The sequence below is a fragment of the Micromonospora sonneratiae genome (assembly GCF_042679305.1).
GTDB classification, from domain to species: Bacteria; Actinomycetota; Actinomycetes; order Mycobacteriales; family Micromonosporaceae; genus Micromonospora_H; species Micromonospora_H sonneratiae.
This window is the reverse complement of sequence record NZ_JBHTMP010000003.1, coordinates 147,760-164,695: the sequence shown is the minus strand read 5'-3', so window position 1 is coordinate 164,695 and position 16,936 is coordinate 147,760. Positions and strand designations below refer to the sequence as shown.

The following is a 16,936-nucleotide window of genomic DNA, read 5'->3' as shown; positions in this document are numbered from 1 at the left end:
ACGGAGGGTTGTACTGATGGGCGCAGGACACGATCACGGCGGGCAGGTGCTACGCGCCGCAGAACGGCACCGGGGACGGCTCTGGGCCGCATTCGCCCTGCTGACCGTCTTCATGATCGTGGAGGCGGTCGCCGCGCTGGCCACCGGTTCACTGGCCCTGCTCTCCGACGCCGGGCACATGTTCACCGACGTACTCGGCATCGGCATGGCCCTGGCCGCGATCACGGCGGCCCGGCGGGCTTCCCGTAACCCGCAGCGGACCTTCGGGCACTACCGCCTGGAGGTACTGGCCGCGTTGGCCAACGCGGTGCTGCTCTTCGGCGTCGCGATCTACGTGCTGATCGAGGCGGTACGCCGGTTCGGCGAACCGCCGCACGTGCTCACCGGGCCGATGCTGGCCGTGGCGGTACTCGGCCTGCTGGCCAACATCGCCGCCTTCGCACTGCTGCGTTCGGGTGCGAAGGAGAGCATCAACATGCGCGGCGCGTATCTGGAGGTACTCGGGGACCTGCTCGGCTCGGTGGGGGTCATCATCGCCGCCGTCGTCATCGCGCTGACCGGCTGGTGGTGGGTCGACCCGCTGGTCGCCGTCGGGATCGGCCTGTTCATCCTGCCCCGCACCTGGCGGTTGGGCCGGGCCGCCGTACGCATCCTGGTGCAGGCAGCCCCGGAACACCTCCAGGTCCCCCAGGTGCAGGCCCGACTGTCCGCCGTACCCGGGGTCACCGACGTCCACGACCTGCACGTTTGGACACTCACCTCCGGAATGGAGGTCGCCTCGGCGCACCTCACCATCGAACCGGGCACGGAGCCGGCCAAGGTGCTGGCCGCCGCCCGGGTGGCGCTGCACGACGACTTCCACATCGAGCACGCGACGCTACAGGTCGAGCCGGCCGCCGAAACGGGCGCGTGCGGCCCGACCGAGTGGTGACGAACTGGATTAGCGACACCTTAAATTTGCACCCGGTTCCCGGGCTCCGTTCACCGGCACCGGTAGGCTCGGCTCCGGTCGTCATTGGGCGGCGCCCTCCGGCGCTTGTGGCGACTGTCGCCTAATCGCCATGTGCGAGCCGGGGAACCACCTCGTGGGGTGCATCCGCGTCAGCGGTAGGGATCTTCCGTCCCGAACCCGTCAGCTAACCCGGCCGGCGGCTGACGGAAGGACAACTACATGCCATTCACGGCACCCGTACGACGGACGGCCGCCCGCCTGACCACGCTGGTGGCGGCCGTACTCACGGTCTTCATGACCGTCGCGCTCAGCCCGGCCACCGGTCCGGTCGGCGCGGCAACGACGACTGTCAACGGGGCCCTCGCCGCCGGCCCCGGAATGCTCGCTGCCGCACCTGACGGCAACGACGACGAAGGGGTCAGCCCCAGCCTCCGCAAACAGCTCGAGGCGGCGTCCAAGGGCTACCTCGACGCCCAGGCCGCACTCGACAACTCCATCAAGCGGCAGAAGGAACTCACCGCCCACCTGGCCGCCATCGAAGCCGAGCTGGGCGTCCGCTCCGGCTCGGTCGGCGAGTTGGCCGGAGCGGCCTACCGAACCGGTCGGCTCGGGCCGGTGGCGGCCCTGCTCAACAGCAACTCCCCGGACGGTTTCTTCGACCGCGCCACCACCCTCGGCGTGGTGGCCAGCAGCGAGGAACGGCAGGTCCGGAAGCTGATCGAGACACGCGAGGAGGAGACCCGGGCGAAGACAGCGCTCGACAACGAGATCCGCGAGCAGCGTAAGCAGGTCGCGGTCATGGCCAGCCGCAAACAGCAGGCCGAACGGGCGTTGGCCGCGGTCGGCAGCGGAGGCACCAGCAGTGGCGTACGCGGCACCAACACCGGCACCGCGAAGCCCGCGCCACGCAACTCCGACGGTTCCTGGCCCCGGGAGTCGTGCAGCGTGAACGATCCCACGACCTCGGGTTGCATCACTCCCCGTACGCTGCACGCGTTGAACCAGGCCAAGGCTGCCGGCTACACCCGGTACGTCTCCTGCTACCGCAGCGGCGGTTCCGGCGAGCACCCGAAGGGGCGGGCCTGCGACTTCGCCGCGCAGAAGGGCGGCTTCGGTGGCGTGGCGACCGGTGGCGACCGGACGTACGGCAACAACCTGGCGGCGTACTACGTGAAGAACGCCAGCCGGCTCGGCGTGCTGTACGTGATCTGGTTCAAACAGATCTGGCTGCCGAGCAGTGGCTGGAAGGCGTACAACGGCGGTAACGGGGACCCGTCGAGCGACCACACCAACCACGTGCACCTGTCGGTCTACTAGACCGACCGGCTACCGGGCCGGGTCGACGACGAAGGTCGCCGGCACCGGTCGGATGTCCGGCACCGGGTCGTGCTCCCGTTCGGGGAACGCGACCCGGTGCCGCATCATCGTGTCCAGGCAGTCGGCCCCACCGGCAGCCGGTCGGCCGGCACCCGGCGTACCGGACCGGTCCACGCACCACGGAGCCCGTTCTGACACTTGTCGCATTCAACCCAAAGGCATCGTGCTTCATAAATATAACTATAGGATTTGCCCAACCGATCGACCCATTCCCAGGTGCACGGACGCCACCGGCTGGCACGGGCCGGAAGCCGCTGGGGTCCGCCAGCCGACGGATGGACCGACAAGGGAGGGCTTTGACATGACACTCCCCCACGCACATCGACGCCGACTGGGCGGCTTCCTGGTCGCCACGGTCACCGCTGCGGCTGCCACCATGATCGCCGCTCCGGCGACCTCGGCTGTCGGCAGCCACGAGATCCGGCATGCCGGAAGCGCCACCGCGATTCCGGACAGCTACATCGTGGTACTCAAGGACAGCGCCGTCGGCGGCCGGGCCGGCACCCGACACGCGACCGTGTCCACCCTGGCAAGCCGTCTGGCCGAGCGCTACGGCGCCACCCTGGACCGCGTGTACGGCGACGCCCTCAACGGCTTCCAGGCCCACCTGGCGGAGCCGGCCGCCCGACGCCTGGCCGCAGACCCGGCGGTGGCCTATGTCGAACAGGACCACACCGTGCAGCTGACCACCACCCAGTTCAACGCACCGTGGAACCTGGACCGCATCGACCAGGCCAGCCCTCCGCTGACCACGACCTACGACTACACGAGCCAGGGCACCGGGGTCAAGGCGTACATCATCGACAGCGGGGTGCAGATCGGCCACCAGGACTTCGGTGGCCAGGCCATCTACGGTTACGATGCGGTCGACGGCCTGCCACCGGCCAACGACTGCAACGGCCACGGTACGCACGCCGCCGGGGTCACCGGCGGATCGCTGTACGGCGTGGCCAAGAATGTCGTACTGGTTGCCGTCAAGGTGTACGACTGCCTCGTTCCCGGCAATCTCGCCATGATCCTCGACGGCATCAACTGGGTCACCGCCGACCACCTTTCCGGCCAGCCGGCCGTGGCGAACCTGGGGGTCCAGACCGGCTACAGCGCCGCACTCAACGCCGCGGTGACGAACAGCATCGCCGACGGCGTGACGTACACGGTGGCTGCGGGCAACTCCAACGGCAACGCCTGCAACCACTCACCCGCCTCGGTCCCGAATGCGATCACCGTCGGCGCGACGACCAGCAACGACGCTCGGGCCAGCTACTCCAACTACGGCACCTGTCTGGACATCTTCGCTCCGGGCTCAGGTGTCATCTCGGCCTGGCACACGAGCAACAGCGCCACCGCCACGCTGAGCGGAACGTCGCAGGCCGCACCCCACCTGGCCGGCGCCGCCGCCCGCGTACTCAGCAACAACCCGACCTGGACCCCGGCCCAGGTAGCGAGCTATCTGACCAGCACCGCCACCATCGGCGTGGTGACCAACCCGGGTGTCGGCTCACCCAACCGCCTGTTGTACCTGTCCCCCACGACCTGAGTCACCCCTCGCCGATCCAGGGACTGTCGACTGAGGGACACATGTCCCACGACATGCCCTGGATCGGCGAGGGAGTCCGTCAGGCCGTCAGCAGCGTGTCGAGCTTGGTGAACGAGCTTTCCCAACCGGCCCGGGCCATGCCGACCATCTCGTCGACGTAGGGGCCCTGACGCAGCACGAGGCGGGTCTTGCCCCCCTCGTCGTGGAACTCGACGCGCAGGGACATCCCGCTGCTCTCCGTCTGCCCGGGAACGTTCTCCCAGTCCTCGACGCCCACGATGAGTTCGTTCTCGACGACCTCGGTGAACCTGGCCGCGACCGGTGCCTTCATGTTCGGGTCCTGCTCGCTGACCATCACGAACCGCTGGTGGCCACCCGTACGCGCGTCGATGTCGACGGTCTCCCGGGGCACCGAGAAGCCAACCGGACCGAACCACTGGGCCAGCTGGTCAGGGTCGGTGAAGGCCCGGAAGACCAGCTCACGCGGCGCGTCGAAGATCCGGGTGATGACGAGTTCCTGGGTGGCTGCCGCCTCGGTCATTGCTGTGTCCTTTCAGCTTGGTCGCTTGCCTGTTTCGCTTGGTCACTTGCCTGCTGGTTCTGTTCCTGCATGACCCGCCGCAGGTGCGCGTCGAGCCGTTCGAAGTTGGCGTCCCAGAACTGCCGGTAACGCTCCATCCACGCGGTCGCCTCCCGCAGCGGCTCGGCGTTGAGGCTGCTGGAGCGCCACTGCGCCGTACGGCTTCGCGAGATGAGACCCGCCTGTTCGAGCACCTTCAGGTGCCGCGATATCGCCGGAAGGCTGATCGAGAACGGCTCGGCCAGTTCCGAGACGGTCGCATCCCCTTCGGCCAACCGGGCCAGGATCGCCCGGCGGGTCGGATCCGCCAACGCCGCGAAGATGACGCTGAGGCGGTCGGCTGTCACCGCATTTAGCCTCCTTGTTAATTAACCGATGTGTTAAACATAGAGGAGACCCGGCACTCCGTCAAGCGACACTCGAACCGGAAGCGTGGTTTGTCCCACCGGAGGGCGCGGCTGCCGCATGAGGCGCGCCAACCAGGGGAAACGAAGCGGTATGAGCGACCACGTGATGGTCTTCGCGCCGGCACCGCAACTGACGGTCACACTCGACCAGACGAACAGCGATCCGGAGATGCACCTGCATCCCGGCGGTCAGGGCGTCTGGCAGGCCAGGATGATCAGCTCGCTCGGCACCCCGGTGGTGCTCTGCGCCAGTCTCGGCGGGGAGATCGGCCAGGTCCTCGAGCCACTGCTGGCCGGTGAAGGAGTCGACCTCAAGGTGGTACGCCGGGACTCCAGCAGCGGCGGATACGTGCACGACCGCCGTAGCGGTCAGCGTAGGGAGGTCGCGGACGTGCCGGGGCACCCGTTGAGTCGCCACGAACTGGACGAGCTCTACAACCTGGCTCTCGGCGAAGGCCTACTGGCCCGGGTGAGCGTGCTCAGTGGCCCCGGAAACCGGTCGCTGGCCCCACCGGACACCTATCGCCGACTCGCCGCCGACCTCGGCGGCAACGGCAGCCTGGTGATCGCCGACCTGTCCGGCCAGCATCTGGCCGCGGTACTCGACAGCGGGCTGTGCTTCCTCAAGGTCAGCCACGAAGAGTTGATCAACGATGGCCGGGCCGCCGACGACAGCGAGGACGAACTCGTCCAGGCACTGCACAGGTTGCACGTCGACGGCGCGGCGGCGGTGGTGATCAGCCGGGGGGACCAGCCCTCCCTGGCCCTGCTCGACGGCGAGGTGTTCGAGGTCCGGATGCCCCGACTACAGGCAGCGGACCCGCGTGGCGCGGGCGACTCGCTGACCGCCGGTGTGGCCGCCGTACTCGCGCGCGGCGGTGACATCCAGACGGCGGTACGTACCGGCGCGGCGGCCGGTGCCCTCAACGTGACCCGGCACGGCCTCGGGACCGGCCGGCCGGAGTCGATCGCCGGCCTGGTCGACCGGGTACGACTCGAACCGCTCGGCGCCGAGCGCCAGGACCGGATGACCCCGGACCAGTTCGCCGGCCTCACGGGCCCGGCCTGACATGCGAGTCCTGATCACCAACGACGACGGGATTGCCGCCCCGGGCATCCGATGGCTGGCCGAGGCGGCGGTCGAGCGTGGACTGGACGTCGTCGTCGCAGCCCCCGCAGCCGAGGCCAGCGGTACCAGCGCCGGCATGACGGCGGTCGAGGACAACGGCCGGGTGGTGGTCGAGCCACGGGTCCTGGAGAACCTGCCGGACGTTCAGTCGTACGGCGTTGCCGGTTCGCCCGGCTTCATCACGCTGATCGCCATCCACGGCGCGTTCGGGCCGCCCCCCACGGTGGTGCTCTCCGGCGTCAACCGGGGCGCCAACGCCGGCCGGGCGATCCTGCACTCGGGCACCGTGGGTGCCGCGTTCACGGCGGCGGCCAACGGCTGTCGGGCCATGGCGGTGTCCCTGGACGTCCTGTCCGCCACGGCCGCCACCGCGGGAAGTGGTGGCGCGGCGGTGGCCGAGGCCGACCTGGTCAGCGACGACAGCCGGCACTGGTCGACGGCCGCCCGGGTGGCCCTGGACATGCTGCCCCGGCTCACGTCCGCCCCGCTGGAGTGCGTACTCAACGTCAACTCGCCGGACATCCCGTACGAACAGTTGCGCGGGGTGCGACGCGGCTCGTTGTCCGGCTTCGGTCAGGTGCAGATGACGGTGGCCGAGACGGGTCACGGATACATCCAGACAGCGCTGGAGGAGTCGGGCCAGCCGGTGGAACCGGGCACGGACGTCGCATGGCTGGCGCAGGGGTACGCCTCGGTGAGTGCGGTCCGCGCCATCGCCGAGGCGTACGACGTGGACCTGTCGGAGCTTGAGCGGTCGGCGGGCGGACCCGCCGACCGCAACGATCAAACGCCGGGTACGGGCGCCTCGGACGCTGTTCCGGCTCCGGAGTAGTAGGGCTCCGGTGCGCCGAAGAGGCCGAGGAGTCCGGTAACCCACAGCTGCCGGTGTACGAACCGGCTCGGCTCGGTTACCACCAGCTTCACACCGCTCACTTCGGCGGTCTGGAAACCGGCAACCATCGCACTGATACCAACCGAGTCGATGAAGCTAACGAGTCGCATGTTGAGCTCGATACGGGAGGGCCGGCTCTTGGCCAGCACTCCGGCAATCGCCTCACGCACCTCGTACGCCGTGTCGACATCGATCTCGCCGCGCGGGGCGATCTCCACTACACCATTTGGCAGGGCCGACTTGACGATCGACAGGCTCACGCGAGAGCACCTCCACTCGCCCGTAACCGGGCGCCTCAGCAGTACGCGGGCCGCGACCGAGAGTATTCCTCCGCTGGCCTCGGTCGCCACCCCTCGGAGGGGGCAATCTATGTGACAGGAAGCCCCAAAACCGCCTAAATATGGACAATCGATATCACGTAATCACGGTTCAGGCCTAGCCCCTGGTACCGCGACAGCCATCAGCCTAGCCCGCCGCCCCGACGGGGCAGACTCCGGAAGCGGTCGCAGCGTTCCGGCGTGGCGACCAGCAGCCCTCCCGAGGCGATCGACCGGGTCGACAGCCGCAGACTACCGCAGACTGACAGGAGTCGATCAACGGTCGATCGGGCAGGTCGACAACCACCGATCAGACAACCTCGGCCACCGATCTTCCACCCCGGCCGGGGCCGACACGTGCACCCCGGCCGTTTCCACACCGGCGGGGCTGGACACACGGAACTACCATCTGGCCGGATGGGCTCACCATGCTCCGACGATCCAGCGCCCAGGTCCGACCGATCCGGTTCGCGAGTTGAGGGAGTACTGACCATGTTGAAGAAGCTGCTTGGCCTGGCCGGTGTAGGTGCACTGCTGGCCCTGGTGCTGGCCTGCGGGTTCGGCCCCGGCGGTGACGACGACGATGACGATGACGACGACTTCGCTCTCCGCACCGCCACCGCCGTCGTCGCCATCCACTGACCGCCACCAGCCGACGGCACCGGGAGAGAACGGTGCACCGCGAGAGAACGGTGCACCGGAACGACGGGCCACGTCATACGGTCGACGGCACGGCCGGCTGGCCGGGCGGCGCCGGATCGAGCAGGCCCCGGCGACGCAACTGATGGATCATGAGCGCGCATCCCGTGCCAAGGGCCGCGAAGGCCAACCACGGCACGGCGGGTAGCCGCACCTCGTGGGCCAGATCCAACGCTGCGCCAGCGAGTAGATTCCCGAGCGCGATCGTGATTCCGGAGACCGTGTGGTAGACGCCGTAGTGGGTGGCGATGCGGCCGCCACCCGCCAGGGCGACCACCGTGGCCATCTCGAACGGGTAGGCGACCATCGTCGCCACCGCGATCAGGGCCCCGGACAGCACCGCAGCCACGACGACGACCGGGTCCGGCCCGAGGCCGGCCACGGCCATGGGCAGGAACGCCGCCCCCATCAGTGCGACGCCGCGCAGCAGCGCATCGTGCTGGGACCAGCGCCGCCGGCACCACTCGGTGACCTTCAGCTGCCCGAGTACGGACAGCAGCCCCGAGACCGCGAACATGATCGCCACCGCGACGGTCCGGGTCTTCTCCGTACCGGCTGCTGCCTCGATCGCCAACGGCAGCGCCAGGTACACCTGGAACGACAGGACGTACGAGCCGGCCATCGCCCCGGTGAAGAGCATGAACGCCCGGTTGGTCGTGACCTGCCGCCACGACCGCAGCAGGTCGCCGAGAACTCCCCGGTCAGCCGTCGCGGGACGGCCACGAACCGGCAGGGCACGGGCCTGGAGAACTGTGAGGAAGGCGAACACAGCTGCGGCGACCAGGCACGTCAGGCGAAAGTCCAGAGTGGTCAGGGCCAGCCCGACCACCGGTCCCACCAGGATGCCGGCCTGATAGAAGACGTTGAACAACGCGAAGGCCTCGACCCGGCGGTCGCCCGCCTCCGCCGCCACGTAGGCGCGTACCGCCGGGTTGAACAGCGCACCAGCCAGACCGGTGGCGGCTGCACCGACGATGAGCACCGGAACCGAGTCGACCAGGCCGAGTAGTGCGAAGCCCACCGTACGCAGCGCACAGCCGGCGAGGATCAGCGGCTTGTCGCCGAACCGGTCGGCCAACGCGCCGCCGACCGCGAACATCCCCTGCTGGCTGAGGTTCCGTACGCCGAGGATGAGCCCGACCAGCCAACTCGCCAACAGCAGATGGATGGAGAGATGGTTCGCCAGGTAGGGCATCAACATGTAGAAGCCGAGGTTGATACCGAACTGGTTGAGCAGCAACAGGTGCATCGGCCGGTCGAACGACCGTACCTGGCTGACGAGCCGACGCATCACACCTCACCCCCGGCCGGGTCGACGACCGTCGTACACCGTGTCCAACGGCGGACCTCCCGACTCGTCGGTGAGGGGATGTGATCCGGTTCGGTCGCCGGAACGGTGTCCAGCAGCGCGTGCTGGCGGCAGTACCCGTCGTCGAAGACGGTGTTCCAGTAGCGCTGCGGGCCATCGGGGAAGACCGCCACCACACGGGCATCGGGGTGCAACGTCCGGGCCAGCCAACCCGCGACGAGCGCGACCCCGCCGACGCTCCAACCACCGCTGACGTAACCGTGGGCGGCCAACTGCCGACAGGCCCAGACCGACTCGGCGGGGGCCACCCAGTGGACCTCGCTGAACCAGCCGTAGCGGACGTTGCGGGGATGGATGCTGCTGCCGAGCCCACGCATCAGGCGGGTACGGGCCGGCTGGCCGAAGATGGTGGAACCGACGGCATCGACGCCGACCAGGCGGGCGTCGGGAAAGTAGCGCCGGATCGGTGCGAAGCTACCGGCGGAGTGACCGCCGGTGCCGACGCTGCAGACGAGTACGTCAATGCGCCCCAACTGTGCGACGAGTTCCAGACCGAGGCTCTCGTAGGCGTCGACGTTGTCCGGGTTGTGGTACTGGTCGGGGCACCAGGCACCCGGTGTCTCCGCCAGGATCTCCCCGACCCGGTCCCGACGGGCCTGCTGCCATCCCCCGGTGGGATGCGGCCGGTCGACGACGGTGACGGTCGCGCCCGCGGCGGCCAGCAGCCGATGCATGATCGGTTCCAGGCCGGGATCGGTGACCAGCATGAGCGGATGGCCGTACGTGCTGGCCGCCAGCGCCAGCCCCAACCCCAGGGTGCCGCTGGTGGACTCGACGATCAGCCCACCCGGACGCAGCTCCCCCCGGCCCCGGCCACACTCGACCAGGTGTAGTCCGGTGCGGTCCTTGATGCCGCCGGGGTTGAAGCCCTCCAGCTTGGCCCAGAAGCCCCGGCCGTCGGAGGCGAACGGTTCGTCGACCCACAGCAGTGGGGTGTTGCCGACCAGGTCGGCTGATGAGTGGTGTACGCCGGTGGGATGCCCGAGCAACTGTGCTGGGCCCGGCAACGGGCGTGGACGGGTACTGACCATGGAACGCATGAACGGGACCTTTCGCGACGGAAACTGATCGACGGACGAACGTGGACGTTCGTCCGCTCAGTTCCGCGCGACGCAGGTCAGCAGGAGGCGTTGCCGGCCGCTGGGGTTCCGGCCGAGCCGTTCGGCCGCGGTCCGCGTACCGGTGGCATCCGTCATCCGGCTCGCGGCCGGCGGAAGCCCTCCACCCTCCGGCCCCGCCACGTCGACCGACGTCCGACGGTCCTTGGTCGTGGTCGAGTTGCACTGGGTGGAGGCGTGGTGATGCTCATCGTGCTGCTGGTGTACGCCGGTGCCCAGCAGTGGCACCACATCTTCGCCGTGGCCGGGAGAGCCCGGGTGTGCGGTGCAGACCAGCACCCCAACCAGCGTCAGAAAGCTTAGGAAAAGCATTAATCTCCGCAAGCTTGCGCGCAAGCGGACGATCACCATAGCTCGCATGATACTGACTGACATCCCACAAATCGCCGTCACTGACTCAGCGTGTCGACAAAACCGCAGGTCACGGAGACTTCGCTGGGGCAACGGGTTTGCCGAGAAAGATGTGTGGGCACCACAGATACCGCTATCCCGGAACGTTGCTGCTGTCGGCCACCCGAGGAGGTCGCAACATGTTCGCAACCAGTCTGCTGGACCGCCGGAGCAAGCCCGAACGGATCGCCGACCAGGCGCGGGAGCAGATGCTCACCGCGATCAACTCGGCCGGCGACACCGCCCGGGACACCGTACGCTCCGCCAAACGGGTCGCCACCCACCTGACCGACGGGGCGGGCAACCGGGTCGGCCCGGTCGCGAACGAGGCCTGGTACCGGGCCACGTCGGCCGTTGACGCGCTGGCTGGCCGACGACCCGGACTCCCCTGGGCCTGGGTCGCTGGCGCTGCCCTGGCCGGCGCGGTGGTCGGCTGGGCCGTCGGCACGGTCACCCAGGCCGTGCTGAGGCGCGTCGAGGCGTCCCGCGACGCCGAACAACTGGAGTTCATCGACGTCGACCCGCTGCGGCCACCCGTCTGATCATCTCTGGCTGGCGAAGACACCGACCCTCCCCTGCCGCGCAGCCGCCGGACACCCCGACCCACCCCTGTCGGCCACTCCGTGACCAGGGGCCTCAGCCCCTACCCCGGCCAGGCCCCTACCCCGTGCCAGGGCCCGGCATCAGGCTCGTTGGCAGCCGACGACCTCCGGTACGCCGTTGACCCCGCTCCAACTGCCGAGGAAGCCGAACGTCGTCGTCGCACCCGGTCCGAGGCCACCGTTGTAGGAGAGGTTCCGTACCGAGACGTTCGCGCCGGTCTGGGTGTGGGTGCCGGCCCAGAGCTGGGAGATCGTCTGGCCGGTGGGGAAGGTCCAGGCGACCGTCCAGCCGGTCATCGCCGACGCGCCGGAGTTGCGTACCGTCACCTCGGCCTGGAAGCCACCCGACCACGAGTTGGTCACGCGGTAGGTCGCCGAACAACCGCCGGGCGGTGCCGAGGTCGGCGGCCCCGAGGTGGGCGGTGTCGTCGGCGGAACCGTGGTCGGCGAACCGGTCGGCCCGGCCGTCGGGCCACTGGTCGGGCTGCTGGTCGGGGTCGGGCCGCCCAACCGGTCGGCGTACAGGATGCCCCGGCCGTTGGTCCCCAGGTACACCCGACCGTAGACCCGGGGATCACCGGTGATCGCCTCGCCCGCGTTCCCGTACTGGTGCTGGTCGTCGTTGATGCGTACCCAACTGGCTCCGGCATCGTCGGAGCGGTACACGCCGGTCCGGCCGTCGACCGTGCCCATCGTGAAGACCGCCGGGTACGTCCGGCCCGGTGCCGCCCGGCCGAAGCCGACGCTGACCGCACCGGTGATGGTGGTGAGCTTCGTGAAGCTCGCCCCGGCATCGGTCGAACGCCAGATGCCGCCGCTGGCCGCCTCCCCACCGGTCAACCAGATGTCCCCGGCGGTCCCGGGCAGTGCCTTGAACCGCCCGTCCGCCGGCAACCCGGTCGCGGCGGTGGCGGTGAAACTCGCCCCGCCGTCGGTGCTGACGTAGAACCTGCCCCCGCTGGCCCCGTAGAACCGGTTCGGGTCGACCCGGTCGGACTCGATCCGGGCGTTGGCCGGGATGCCGGTCACCGGGGTCCACGAGTTGCCGAAGCCGACCGAGCGGACCACCGACTGGCCGGAATCGCCCGGCGCCCAGACGAACCGGCTGCCATCGGCCGAGACGGCGACCGTACCGCCACTGTTGACTCCCCCCGGCTCGGTGCCCTGGAACCAGTTGGCCCCACCGTCGGTGGAGAAGGCGACATGGCTGTCGTTCGGCCGGTCGGCGTCGGTGAAGTTGCCGGCCCGCACCATGATCGCCGGGTTCGACCCGGCGTAGTCCAGGCTGGTGGTGGAGGTGAAGTTGGGGCCGGTGAACATCATCGGTGGTACGGCATCCAGATCGGTGTGTCGGAAGCCGCCGATGTCGCCCAACCCGCTGATCAGCGGTGCCCCGGTCGGCGGGCTGACCAGGTCGAGCACGGCGGTCTCCTCCAGCCCCTCGACCATCGGCCGGATGACGACCTGGCCACCGGAGTCCCAGTCGCGCAGGTTCGTGGTGCCGTAGATGGTCGCGCCGGTGCCGTACATCATCCGGTTGCCGTCGAACGGGTCGATCTCCAGTGACTCGTTCATCCAGCCCAGCTTCGGGGTCTCCTCCGGTGGTGCCGGGTTGCCGCCGAAGGTCAGCCACGGCACCGTGGCGACGTTCATCGTGTAACGCTTGCTGCGGTTGGGGTAGCTCGTCCAGTCCCAGATCCGGGTCCAGTTCGCGCCGCCGTCCGTACTGCGGAAGAAGATCGCGTCGGGCCACCAGGAGACCTGGGTGGCCACCATGATCGTGTTCGGGTTCTGCCGGTCGATGGTCAGCCCGCTGTAGCCGAAGTAGTCGTCGGCGCTGCTCGACGGGATCGGGCTGATCATGGTCCAGGTGCCCGTGGCCCGACTGAACCTCCAGACGTCACCCTTGCCGCCGTCGTACGGCCCGCCGGTGTCGCTGGTGGCGATGTAGAGATGGCCACCCACCGGGTCCACCACCCCCTTGTGGGCGAGGTAGCCGGTCGGCGAGCCGGCGATCCGTTCCCAGGAGACCCCCGCATCCGTGCTTCGGTAGACCGGATTCTGCTTGTCCGCGACCCCGACGTAGACGGTCCGGGTCGGGCTGCCGGGCGTGCCGGTACCGGAGTCGAAGCTGACCCAGGTGACCCCCTGGTTCTGGCTGAGATAGCCGCTGCTGTCGCCCGGGTCCTGCACGTAGTTGCCGGGATTCGGGAAGCTGGTCACCTTCGCCCAGGTGACGCCGTGGTCGGTGCTGCGCCACAGCCCGTTGCCGCCCTCCGCGCCGTAGTAGAGGACGTTGTTGCTGTTCGGGTCGATGGCGAGCCGCTCGCCCTGCCCCCGGCCCGGCATGTTGCCGCCGACCTTGAACGGCAGCCCGGTGGCCTGCCAGGTGGCACCCCTGTCGCTCGAACGCAGGATCGCACCGTTGTTGGGGTCCCAACCGTTGGTGTACATACCGACGGCCGCGTACACCCGGTTGGTCTGGACCGGGTCGGTGGCGAGGCTCAACACCCCGTTCCAGCCCCACCGGTCCCACCCCACCCAGTCCAGCAGCGGGGTCCACGACTGGCTGGCCTGCTCCCAGCGGTACGCACCACCGATGTCGGTACGGGCGTAGATCAGGTTTCGTTCGGTCTGGTTGAAGACGATGCCCGGGACGAACCCACCGCCGTCGATCCGGACGTTCTTCCACGAGTACGACTCGACCGGGGCGGCCGACGCCGCCGGGCCGGTGGCCAACCGGGCAGCCATCGCCACCGACCCGGTGGCGATGGCGACCGCCACCACGGTCACGGCGGACGCCAGGGCACCGCCAGGACTTCTACGCATGTACGGCTTCCTCTCAGAGGTTCCGCACCTGCGCCGGACGACGGGTCACGACTCGCCGGGGGAGACTCCGGAGGTGGGCGAGGGGGCGTGACGTGTCACGCCGGGCGCGTGCGGAAAACGGGAACTGACTGGCCCCGGGAGCTGCCCTGGCTCCCGTACCGATCCGGCTCCCGCGCCGGCCACGCGCCGACATTCACATATCGATGTGGCAACTGTCAACGGCCCCGATGGTGGTCCGGCTGCCGCTCCGAGTGCCACGGCCACGATGACCATCCGCCGGAGGGTTGCCCCGGCCCCGGATGACCCGGTCCTGGGCGCTCCGGTCCCGGGCGCCCCGGCCTTGGCCGGCCCGGCCTCGGATGCTCGGAGGCCGGATCACGCGGCGACGGGCTGGTCGACGGCGACGGTGACTCCGGTGCCGGTGACGTCGGCTCCGGAGTCGGTGAAACCGGTCCGGTCGGCGCTGGAGTCGACGAGTGACCCGGATCGTCCAGCAGCGGAGTCTCGGTCGGGTACAGCCCCGGACCGCCCCGCACCGGCCCCGCCGGAACGGTGGGCAGCGGGTCGCTCGTCTGCTCCTGCCGGGTGGTCGGCGACTCGGTCGGCAGTTGGGTCACCATGGGCACCGGTCTGCCGTAGTCCGGCTCCACCCGGAACAGGGTGCCCCCGAGCCAGACGGCGGGGCCGAGCCCTACCGCCACGATGCCCCCGAACAGCGCTGCCACCTGCCGATCCATCCCACACCTCCGCGGCACGCGCCTTGATCAGCTGCCGACAGCAGCCACCTGACCGGCCGGTGCGGGGTCAGCTGATGCGGAACACCACCGCGCCAGCGATCTCCTCGCGTCGGACACCAAGTCCGTCCACCGGCCGGTAAATGACATCCTGCCATGGCGTTCCCACCACGTACTCGGGAAGCACGACAACCGTCCGGATGCCGACATCGCGCAGATAGGCCACGCTCTGTGCGTCGGGAAAGGTCAACGTCATCGCCCGGGTCTGTGCCTGGGAGGGCGGGGTGAACGAGGCCAGCCCATTGGTGATCTGGGGAAACCCGTCGGTGGCCCACAGCATGACGCTGAACTCCAGGATGCCGTCGCTCGGCAGTACCAGCAGCGGGCCGGTCGCGTCACGCAGCGCGGCCGGCTGCGGGAGCACCGTCGCATGTGGAGTGAGGTTGACCCCCTCGACGGTCACCAGGGCCAACGGCACCAGCAGGGCCAGCCGTACGGGCCATCGACGCGCAGACCGGCGTCGGGCGGGCGTGATGTCGGTCGACTGCGACGGGTCGATCGACCGCGACGGGTCGGCCCCCGGTGACGCCGCCGGCCGGGTCAGGTCGGCGCTGAGCGCACCGGCCGCCAGGACACCCAGCAGCAACGTGGTCCAGAGCACCAGTCGTCCCGGTGTGCGGATCGCGTCCCAACCCGGGAAGTACCTGACCAGGATGGCGTAGGGGCCGTCGGCTCCGCCGATCTGGGTACCCGAGGCCAGTACGACGCTCACCAGCACCCCGGCCGCCAGCAGCAACCGGTGCCGCAGACACCACGCGGACAGGAACAGTCCCGCGAACGCCAGCCCGATCAACGTGACCCCGGGCAGCAGGGTCATCTCCCCGGGAAACGACAGGCTCTCCCGCGCGGTGGCGTGCCACTCGCCCCACAGCCACGACTCGGGCGGCGCGGTGCCGAAACCCCGCAACGGCGGGGAGAACATCTCGATGTGTGCCAGGGTGCGCCGCCCGGACGGGTGCAGCTTCACCACTTCCAGGTAGGGCAGGGCCATGAAGAGCGTCACCGCGCCGAACACCGCGCCGCCGACCAGGTCGGCCGCCAGCAGCCGGCCACCGAACACGGGGCGGGTCGACCGCCGCCACCACGACCAGCCGTACCCGATCAGACCCGCCACGCAGAGCAGACCGAGGGCGTACCCGAACGGCAACCCGATGCCGAAACCCAGGCTGATCTGCCAGGCGGCGACCAGCCAGCCGGCCAGGGCCCAGCCGGGTCGGCGGCGCTCCGGCCGGTAACCGTGCCGCAGCGACCAGCCGTGTCCCCTGGCCAGCATCGCCAGGGCCAACGCGATCCCACCGACGGAGAGCACGTGCAGGTGTCCGGCCTGGGACAACCGCCACGGCGCATAGGCGAACGCCACCCCGGCCACCGCCCCACCGATCCGGCTCGCGCCGAGCTGACGGACCAGGGCGTACGCCCCGACGAAGGCGAGCGCGTGCACCAGGACGTACAGGATGTTGTACCGCACCACGGCCGCAACCGGACCCTCGCCGATCATGCCGGCCGGGGCGTAGCCGAGCAGCGTGTCGGAGTAGGCGTAGGTGTACGGCTCGGGATAGAACGTGTTGGAGTGCCAGAGCTGGGTCGGGTCGGTGAGCAGGACGTGCCCACCCCAGGCGATCTGCCAGGCCTGGAGAATCGGGTCACCGATGTCCTGCGGGATCGTCCGGGTGATGTCGCGCAGCGTCGGCCAGGTGAGGACGATCGCCAGCAGCAGCCCGCCGAGCACCGCCAGGGTCCATTCGTGCCGCAGCAGATGGAGGGTACGACGGACGGCGGCCCGTCCCCGCGCCCGCCATCGCCCGCCCGGTGTGCGGTCGGTGGATGTGCGCTCGGCCGGTGTGCCGTCGGCTGGCACGGTCGGCTCCGTATCGTCGACGTCACCCGGCCGCGCGTCCTGTTCCGTGGTCATTGCATCCTCACCGTCACTGCCGGTTGTCCCCT

17 protein-coding genes and 1 riboswitch are annotated in these 16,936 nt (G+C 69.5%); of the genes, 7 read left to right on the top strand and 10 right to left on the bottom strand.

Features of this window, described 5'->3' with window-relative positions:
- Nucleotides 1-16 precede the first annotated feature (16 nt).
- Together ACFQ4H_RS03800 and ACFQ4H_RS03795 are read left to right on the top strand one after the other, a co-directional pair.
- The gene (locus ACFQ4H_RS03800; protein WP_377566961.1) at nucleotides 17-931 is read left to right on the top strand and encodes a cation diffusion facilitator family transporter; all 915 of its coding nucleotides are present in this window, start codon (nucleotides 17-19) and stop codon (nucleotides 929-931) included.
- A 108-nt stretch (nucleotides 932-1,039) separates the two neighbouring features.
- Nucleotides 1,040-1,167, top strand: a riboswitch (cyclic di-AMP (ydaO/yuaA leader).
- 4 nt (nucleotides 1,168-1,171) lie between these two features.
- Entirely contained in the window at nucleotides 1,172-2,269 is a 1,098-nt protein-coding gene (locus ACFQ4H_RS03795) for a coiled-coil domain-containing protein (RefSeq protein WP_377566959.1), read from the top strand.
- A gap of 9 nt (nucleotides 2,270-2,278) precedes the next feature.
- Here ACFQ4H_RS03795 and ACFQ4H_RS03790 read toward each other — a convergent pair whose 3' ends face one another.
- Nucleotides 2,279-2,467: a hypothetical protein gene (locus ACFQ4H_RS03790; protein ID WP_377566957.1), complete on the bottom strand. Its 189-nt coding sequence runs from the start codon at nucleotides 2,465-2,467 to the stop codon at nucleotides 2,279-2,281.
- Nucleotides 2,468-2,630: 163 nt separating this feature from the next.
- On the opposite strand from ACFQ4H_RS03790, the gene ACFQ4H_RS03785 reads away from it, so the two are divergent.
- Nucleotides 2,631-3,866, top strand: a complete 1,236-nt coding sequence (locus ACFQ4H_RS03785; RefSeq protein WP_377566955.1) for a S8 family peptidase — start codon at nucleotides 2,631-2,633, stop codon at nucleotides 3,864-3,866.
- 79 nt (nucleotides 3,867-3,945) lie between these two features.
- Here ACFQ4H_RS03785 and ACFQ4H_RS03780 read toward each other — a convergent pair whose 3' ends face one another.
- Both ACFQ4H_RS03780 and ACFQ4H_RS03775 read right to left on the bottom strand, forming a co-directional pair.
- Nucleotides 3,946-4,407 carry an SRPBCC family protein gene (locus ACFQ4H_RS03780; RefSeq protein ID WP_377566953.1) on the bottom strand — a complete coding sequence of 154 codons (462 nt, stop codon included), beginning with the start codon at nucleotides 4,405-4,407 and terminating at the stop codon, nucleotides 3,946-3,948.
- Nucleotides 4,404-4,793: an ArsR/SmtB family transcription factor gene (locus tag ACFQ4H_RS03775; RefSeq protein WP_377566951.1), complete on the bottom strand. Its 390-nt coding sequence runs from the start codon at nucleotides 4,791-4,793 to the stop codon at nucleotides 4,404-4,406. The genes ACFQ4H_RS03780 and ACFQ4H_RS03775 overlap by 4 nt, the downstream gene beginning before the upstream one ends.
- A 151-nt stretch (nucleotides 4,794-4,944) precedes the next feature.
- Here ACFQ4H_RS03775 and ACFQ4H_RS03770 point away from each other — a divergent pair, with 151 nt between their 5' ends.
- Nucleotides 4,945-5,922: a 1-phosphofructokinase family hexose kinase gene (locus ACFQ4H_RS03770; protein WP_377566949.1), complete on the top strand. Its 978-nt coding sequence runs from the start codon at nucleotides 4,945-4,947 to the stop codon at nucleotides 5,920-5,922.
- A gap of 1 nt (nucleotide 5,923) precedes the next feature.
- Nucleotides 5,924-6,814, top strand: coding sequence for a 5'/3'-nucleotidase SurE (gene surE, locus ACFQ4H_RS03765; protein ID WP_377566947.1), 891 nt, complete (start codon nucleotides 5,924-5,926; stop codon nucleotides 6,812-6,814).
- Here surE and ACFQ4H_RS03760 read toward each other — a convergent pair.
- Nucleotides 6,766-7,134 carry an STAS domain-containing protein gene (locus tag ACFQ4H_RS03760; protein WP_377566945.1) on the bottom strand — a complete coding sequence of 123 codons (369 nt, stop codon included), beginning with the start codon at nucleotides 7,132-7,134 and terminating at the stop codon, nucleotides 6,766-6,768. The two genes, surE and ACFQ4H_RS03760, sit on opposite strands and share 49 nt — an antisense overlap.
- A 549-nt stretch (nucleotides 7,135-7,683) precedes the next feature.
- Here ACFQ4H_RS03760 and ACFQ4H_RS03755 point away from each other — a divergent pair.
- Nucleotides 7,684-7,833: a hypothetical protein gene (locus tag ACFQ4H_RS03755; protein WP_377566943.1), complete on the top strand. Its 150-nt coding sequence runs from the start codon at nucleotides 7,684-7,686 to the stop codon at nucleotides 7,831-7,833.
- 73 nt (nucleotides 7,834-7,906) lie between these two features.
- Here ACFQ4H_RS03755 and ACFQ4H_RS03750 read toward each other — a convergent pair whose 3' ends face one another.
- Genes ACFQ4H_RS03750 through ACFQ4H_RS03740 form a run of 3 tightly spaced genes read right to left on the bottom strand, consistent with a single transcriptional unit; the run spans nucleotide 7,907 to nucleotide 10,689 of the window.
- Nucleotides 7,907-9,181, bottom strand: coding sequence for an MFS transporter (locus ACFQ4H_RS03750; RefSeq protein WP_377566941.1), 1,275 nt, complete (start codon nucleotides 9,179-9,181; stop codon nucleotides 7,907-7,909).
- The gene (locus tag ACFQ4H_RS03745; protein ID WP_377566939.1) at nucleotides 9,181-10,299 is read right to left on the bottom strand and encodes a PLP-dependent cysteine synthase family protein; all 1,119 of its coding nucleotides are present in this window, start codon (nucleotides 10,297-10,299) and stop codon (nucleotides 9,181-9,183) included. The genes ACFQ4H_RS03750 and ACFQ4H_RS03745 overlap by 1 nt, the downstream gene beginning before the upstream one ends.
- A 57-nt stretch (nucleotides 10,300-10,356) precedes the next feature.
- A complete protein-coding gene (locus ACFQ4H_RS03740) occupies nucleotides 10,357-10,689 on the bottom strand; it encodes a hypothetical protein (RefSeq protein ID WP_377566937.1) in 333 nt (110 codons plus the stop codon).
- Nucleotides 10,690-10,907: 218 nt separating this feature from the next.
- On the opposite strand from ACFQ4H_RS03740, the gene ACFQ4H_RS03735 reads away from it, so the two are divergent.
- On the top strand, nucleotides 10,908-11,309 hold the full coding sequence (locus ACFQ4H_RS03735; protein WP_377566935.1) for a hypothetical protein: 402 nt from the start codon (nucleotides 10,908-10,910) through the stop codon (nucleotides 11,307-11,309).
- A 141-nt stretch (nucleotides 11,310-11,450) separates the two neighbouring features.
- Here the strand turns inward: ACFQ4H_RS03735 and ACFQ4H_RS03730 are convergent, their stop codons facing one another.
- From ACFQ4H_RS03730 to ACFQ4H_RS03720, 3 genes are all read right to left on the bottom strand, one after another.
- Complete coding sequence (locus ACFQ4H_RS03730; RefSeq protein ID WP_377566933.1) at nucleotides 11,451-14,198, bottom strand: cellulose binding domain-containing protein; 2,748 nt, start codon at nucleotides 14,196-14,198, stop codon at nucleotides 11,451-11,453.
- Between the two features lie 215 nt (nucleotides 14,199-14,413).
- Nucleotides 14,414-14,935, bottom strand: a complete 522-nt coding sequence (locus ACFQ4H_RS03725; RefSeq protein WP_377566931.1) for a hypothetical protein — start codon at nucleotides 14,933-14,935, stop codon at nucleotides 14,414-14,416.
- A gap of 67 nt (nucleotides 14,936-15,002) precedes the next feature.
- Entirely contained in the window at nucleotides 15,003-16,904 is a 1,902-nt protein-coding gene (locus ACFQ4H_RS03720) for a hypothetical protein (protein ID WP_377566929.1), read from the bottom strand.
- Between the last annotated feature and the right edge of the window lie 32 nt (nucleotides 16,905-16,936).

Bases quoted from the DNA above. Each gene is read 5' to 3' on its own strand.
- ACFQ4H_RS03800 (WP_377566961.1), top strand. From the start codon at position 17: ATGGGCGCAGGACACGATCACGGCGGGCAGGTGCTACGCGCCGCAGAA.
- ACFQ4H_RS03795 (WP_377566959.1), top strand. From the start codon at position 1,172: ATGCCATTCACGGCACCCGTACGACGGACGGCCGCCCGCCTGACCACG.
- ACFQ4H_RS03785 (WP_377566955.1), top strand. From the start codon at position 2,631: ATGACACTCCCCCACGCACATCGACGCCGACTGGGCGGCTTCCTGGTC.
- ACFQ4H_RS03780 (WP_377566953.1), bottom strand. From the start codon at position 4,407: ATGACCGAGGCGGCAGCCACCCAGGAACTCGTCATCACCCGGATCTTC.
- ACFQ4H_RS03770 (WP_377566949.1), top strand. From the start codon at position 4,945: ATGAGCGACCACGTGATGGTCTTCGCGCCGGCACCGCAACTGACGGTC.
- surE (WP_377566947.1), top strand. From the start codon at position 5,924: ATGCGAGTCCTGATCACCAACGACGACGGGATTGCCGCCCCGGGCATC.
- ACFQ4H_RS03755 (WP_377566943.1), top strand. From the start codon at position 7,684: ATGTTGAAGAAGCTGCTTGGCCTGGCCGGTGTAGGTGCACTGCTGGCC.
- ACFQ4H_RS03750 (WP_377566941.1), bottom strand. From the start codon at position 9,181: ATGCGTCGGCTCGTCAGCCAGGTACGGTCGTTCGACCGGCCGATGCAC.
- ACFQ4H_RS03745 (WP_377566939.1), bottom strand. From the start codon at position 10,299: ATGCGTTCCATGGTCAGTACCCGTCCACGCCCGTTGCCGGGCCCAGCA.
- ACFQ4H_RS03740 (WP_377566937.1), bottom strand. From the start codon at position 10,689: ATGCTTTTCCTAAGCTTTCTGACGCTGGTTGGGGTGCTGGTCTGCACC.
- ACFQ4H_RS03735 (WP_377566935.1), top strand. From the start codon at position 10,908: ATGTTCGCAACCAGTCTGCTGGACCGCCGGAGCAAGCCCGAACGGATC.
- ACFQ4H_RS03730 (WP_377566933.1), bottom strand. From the start codon at position 14,198: ATGCGTAGAAGTCCTGGCGGTGCCCTGGCGTCCGCCGTGACCGTGGTG.
- ACFQ4H_RS03725 (WP_377566931.1), bottom strand. From the start codon at position 14,935: ATGGATCGGCAGGTGGCAGCGCTGTTCGGGGGCATCGTGGCGGTAGGG.
- ACFQ4H_RS03720 (WP_377566929.1), bottom strand. From the start codon at position 16,904: ATGACCACGGAACAGGACGCGCGGCCGGGTGACGTCGACGATACGGAG.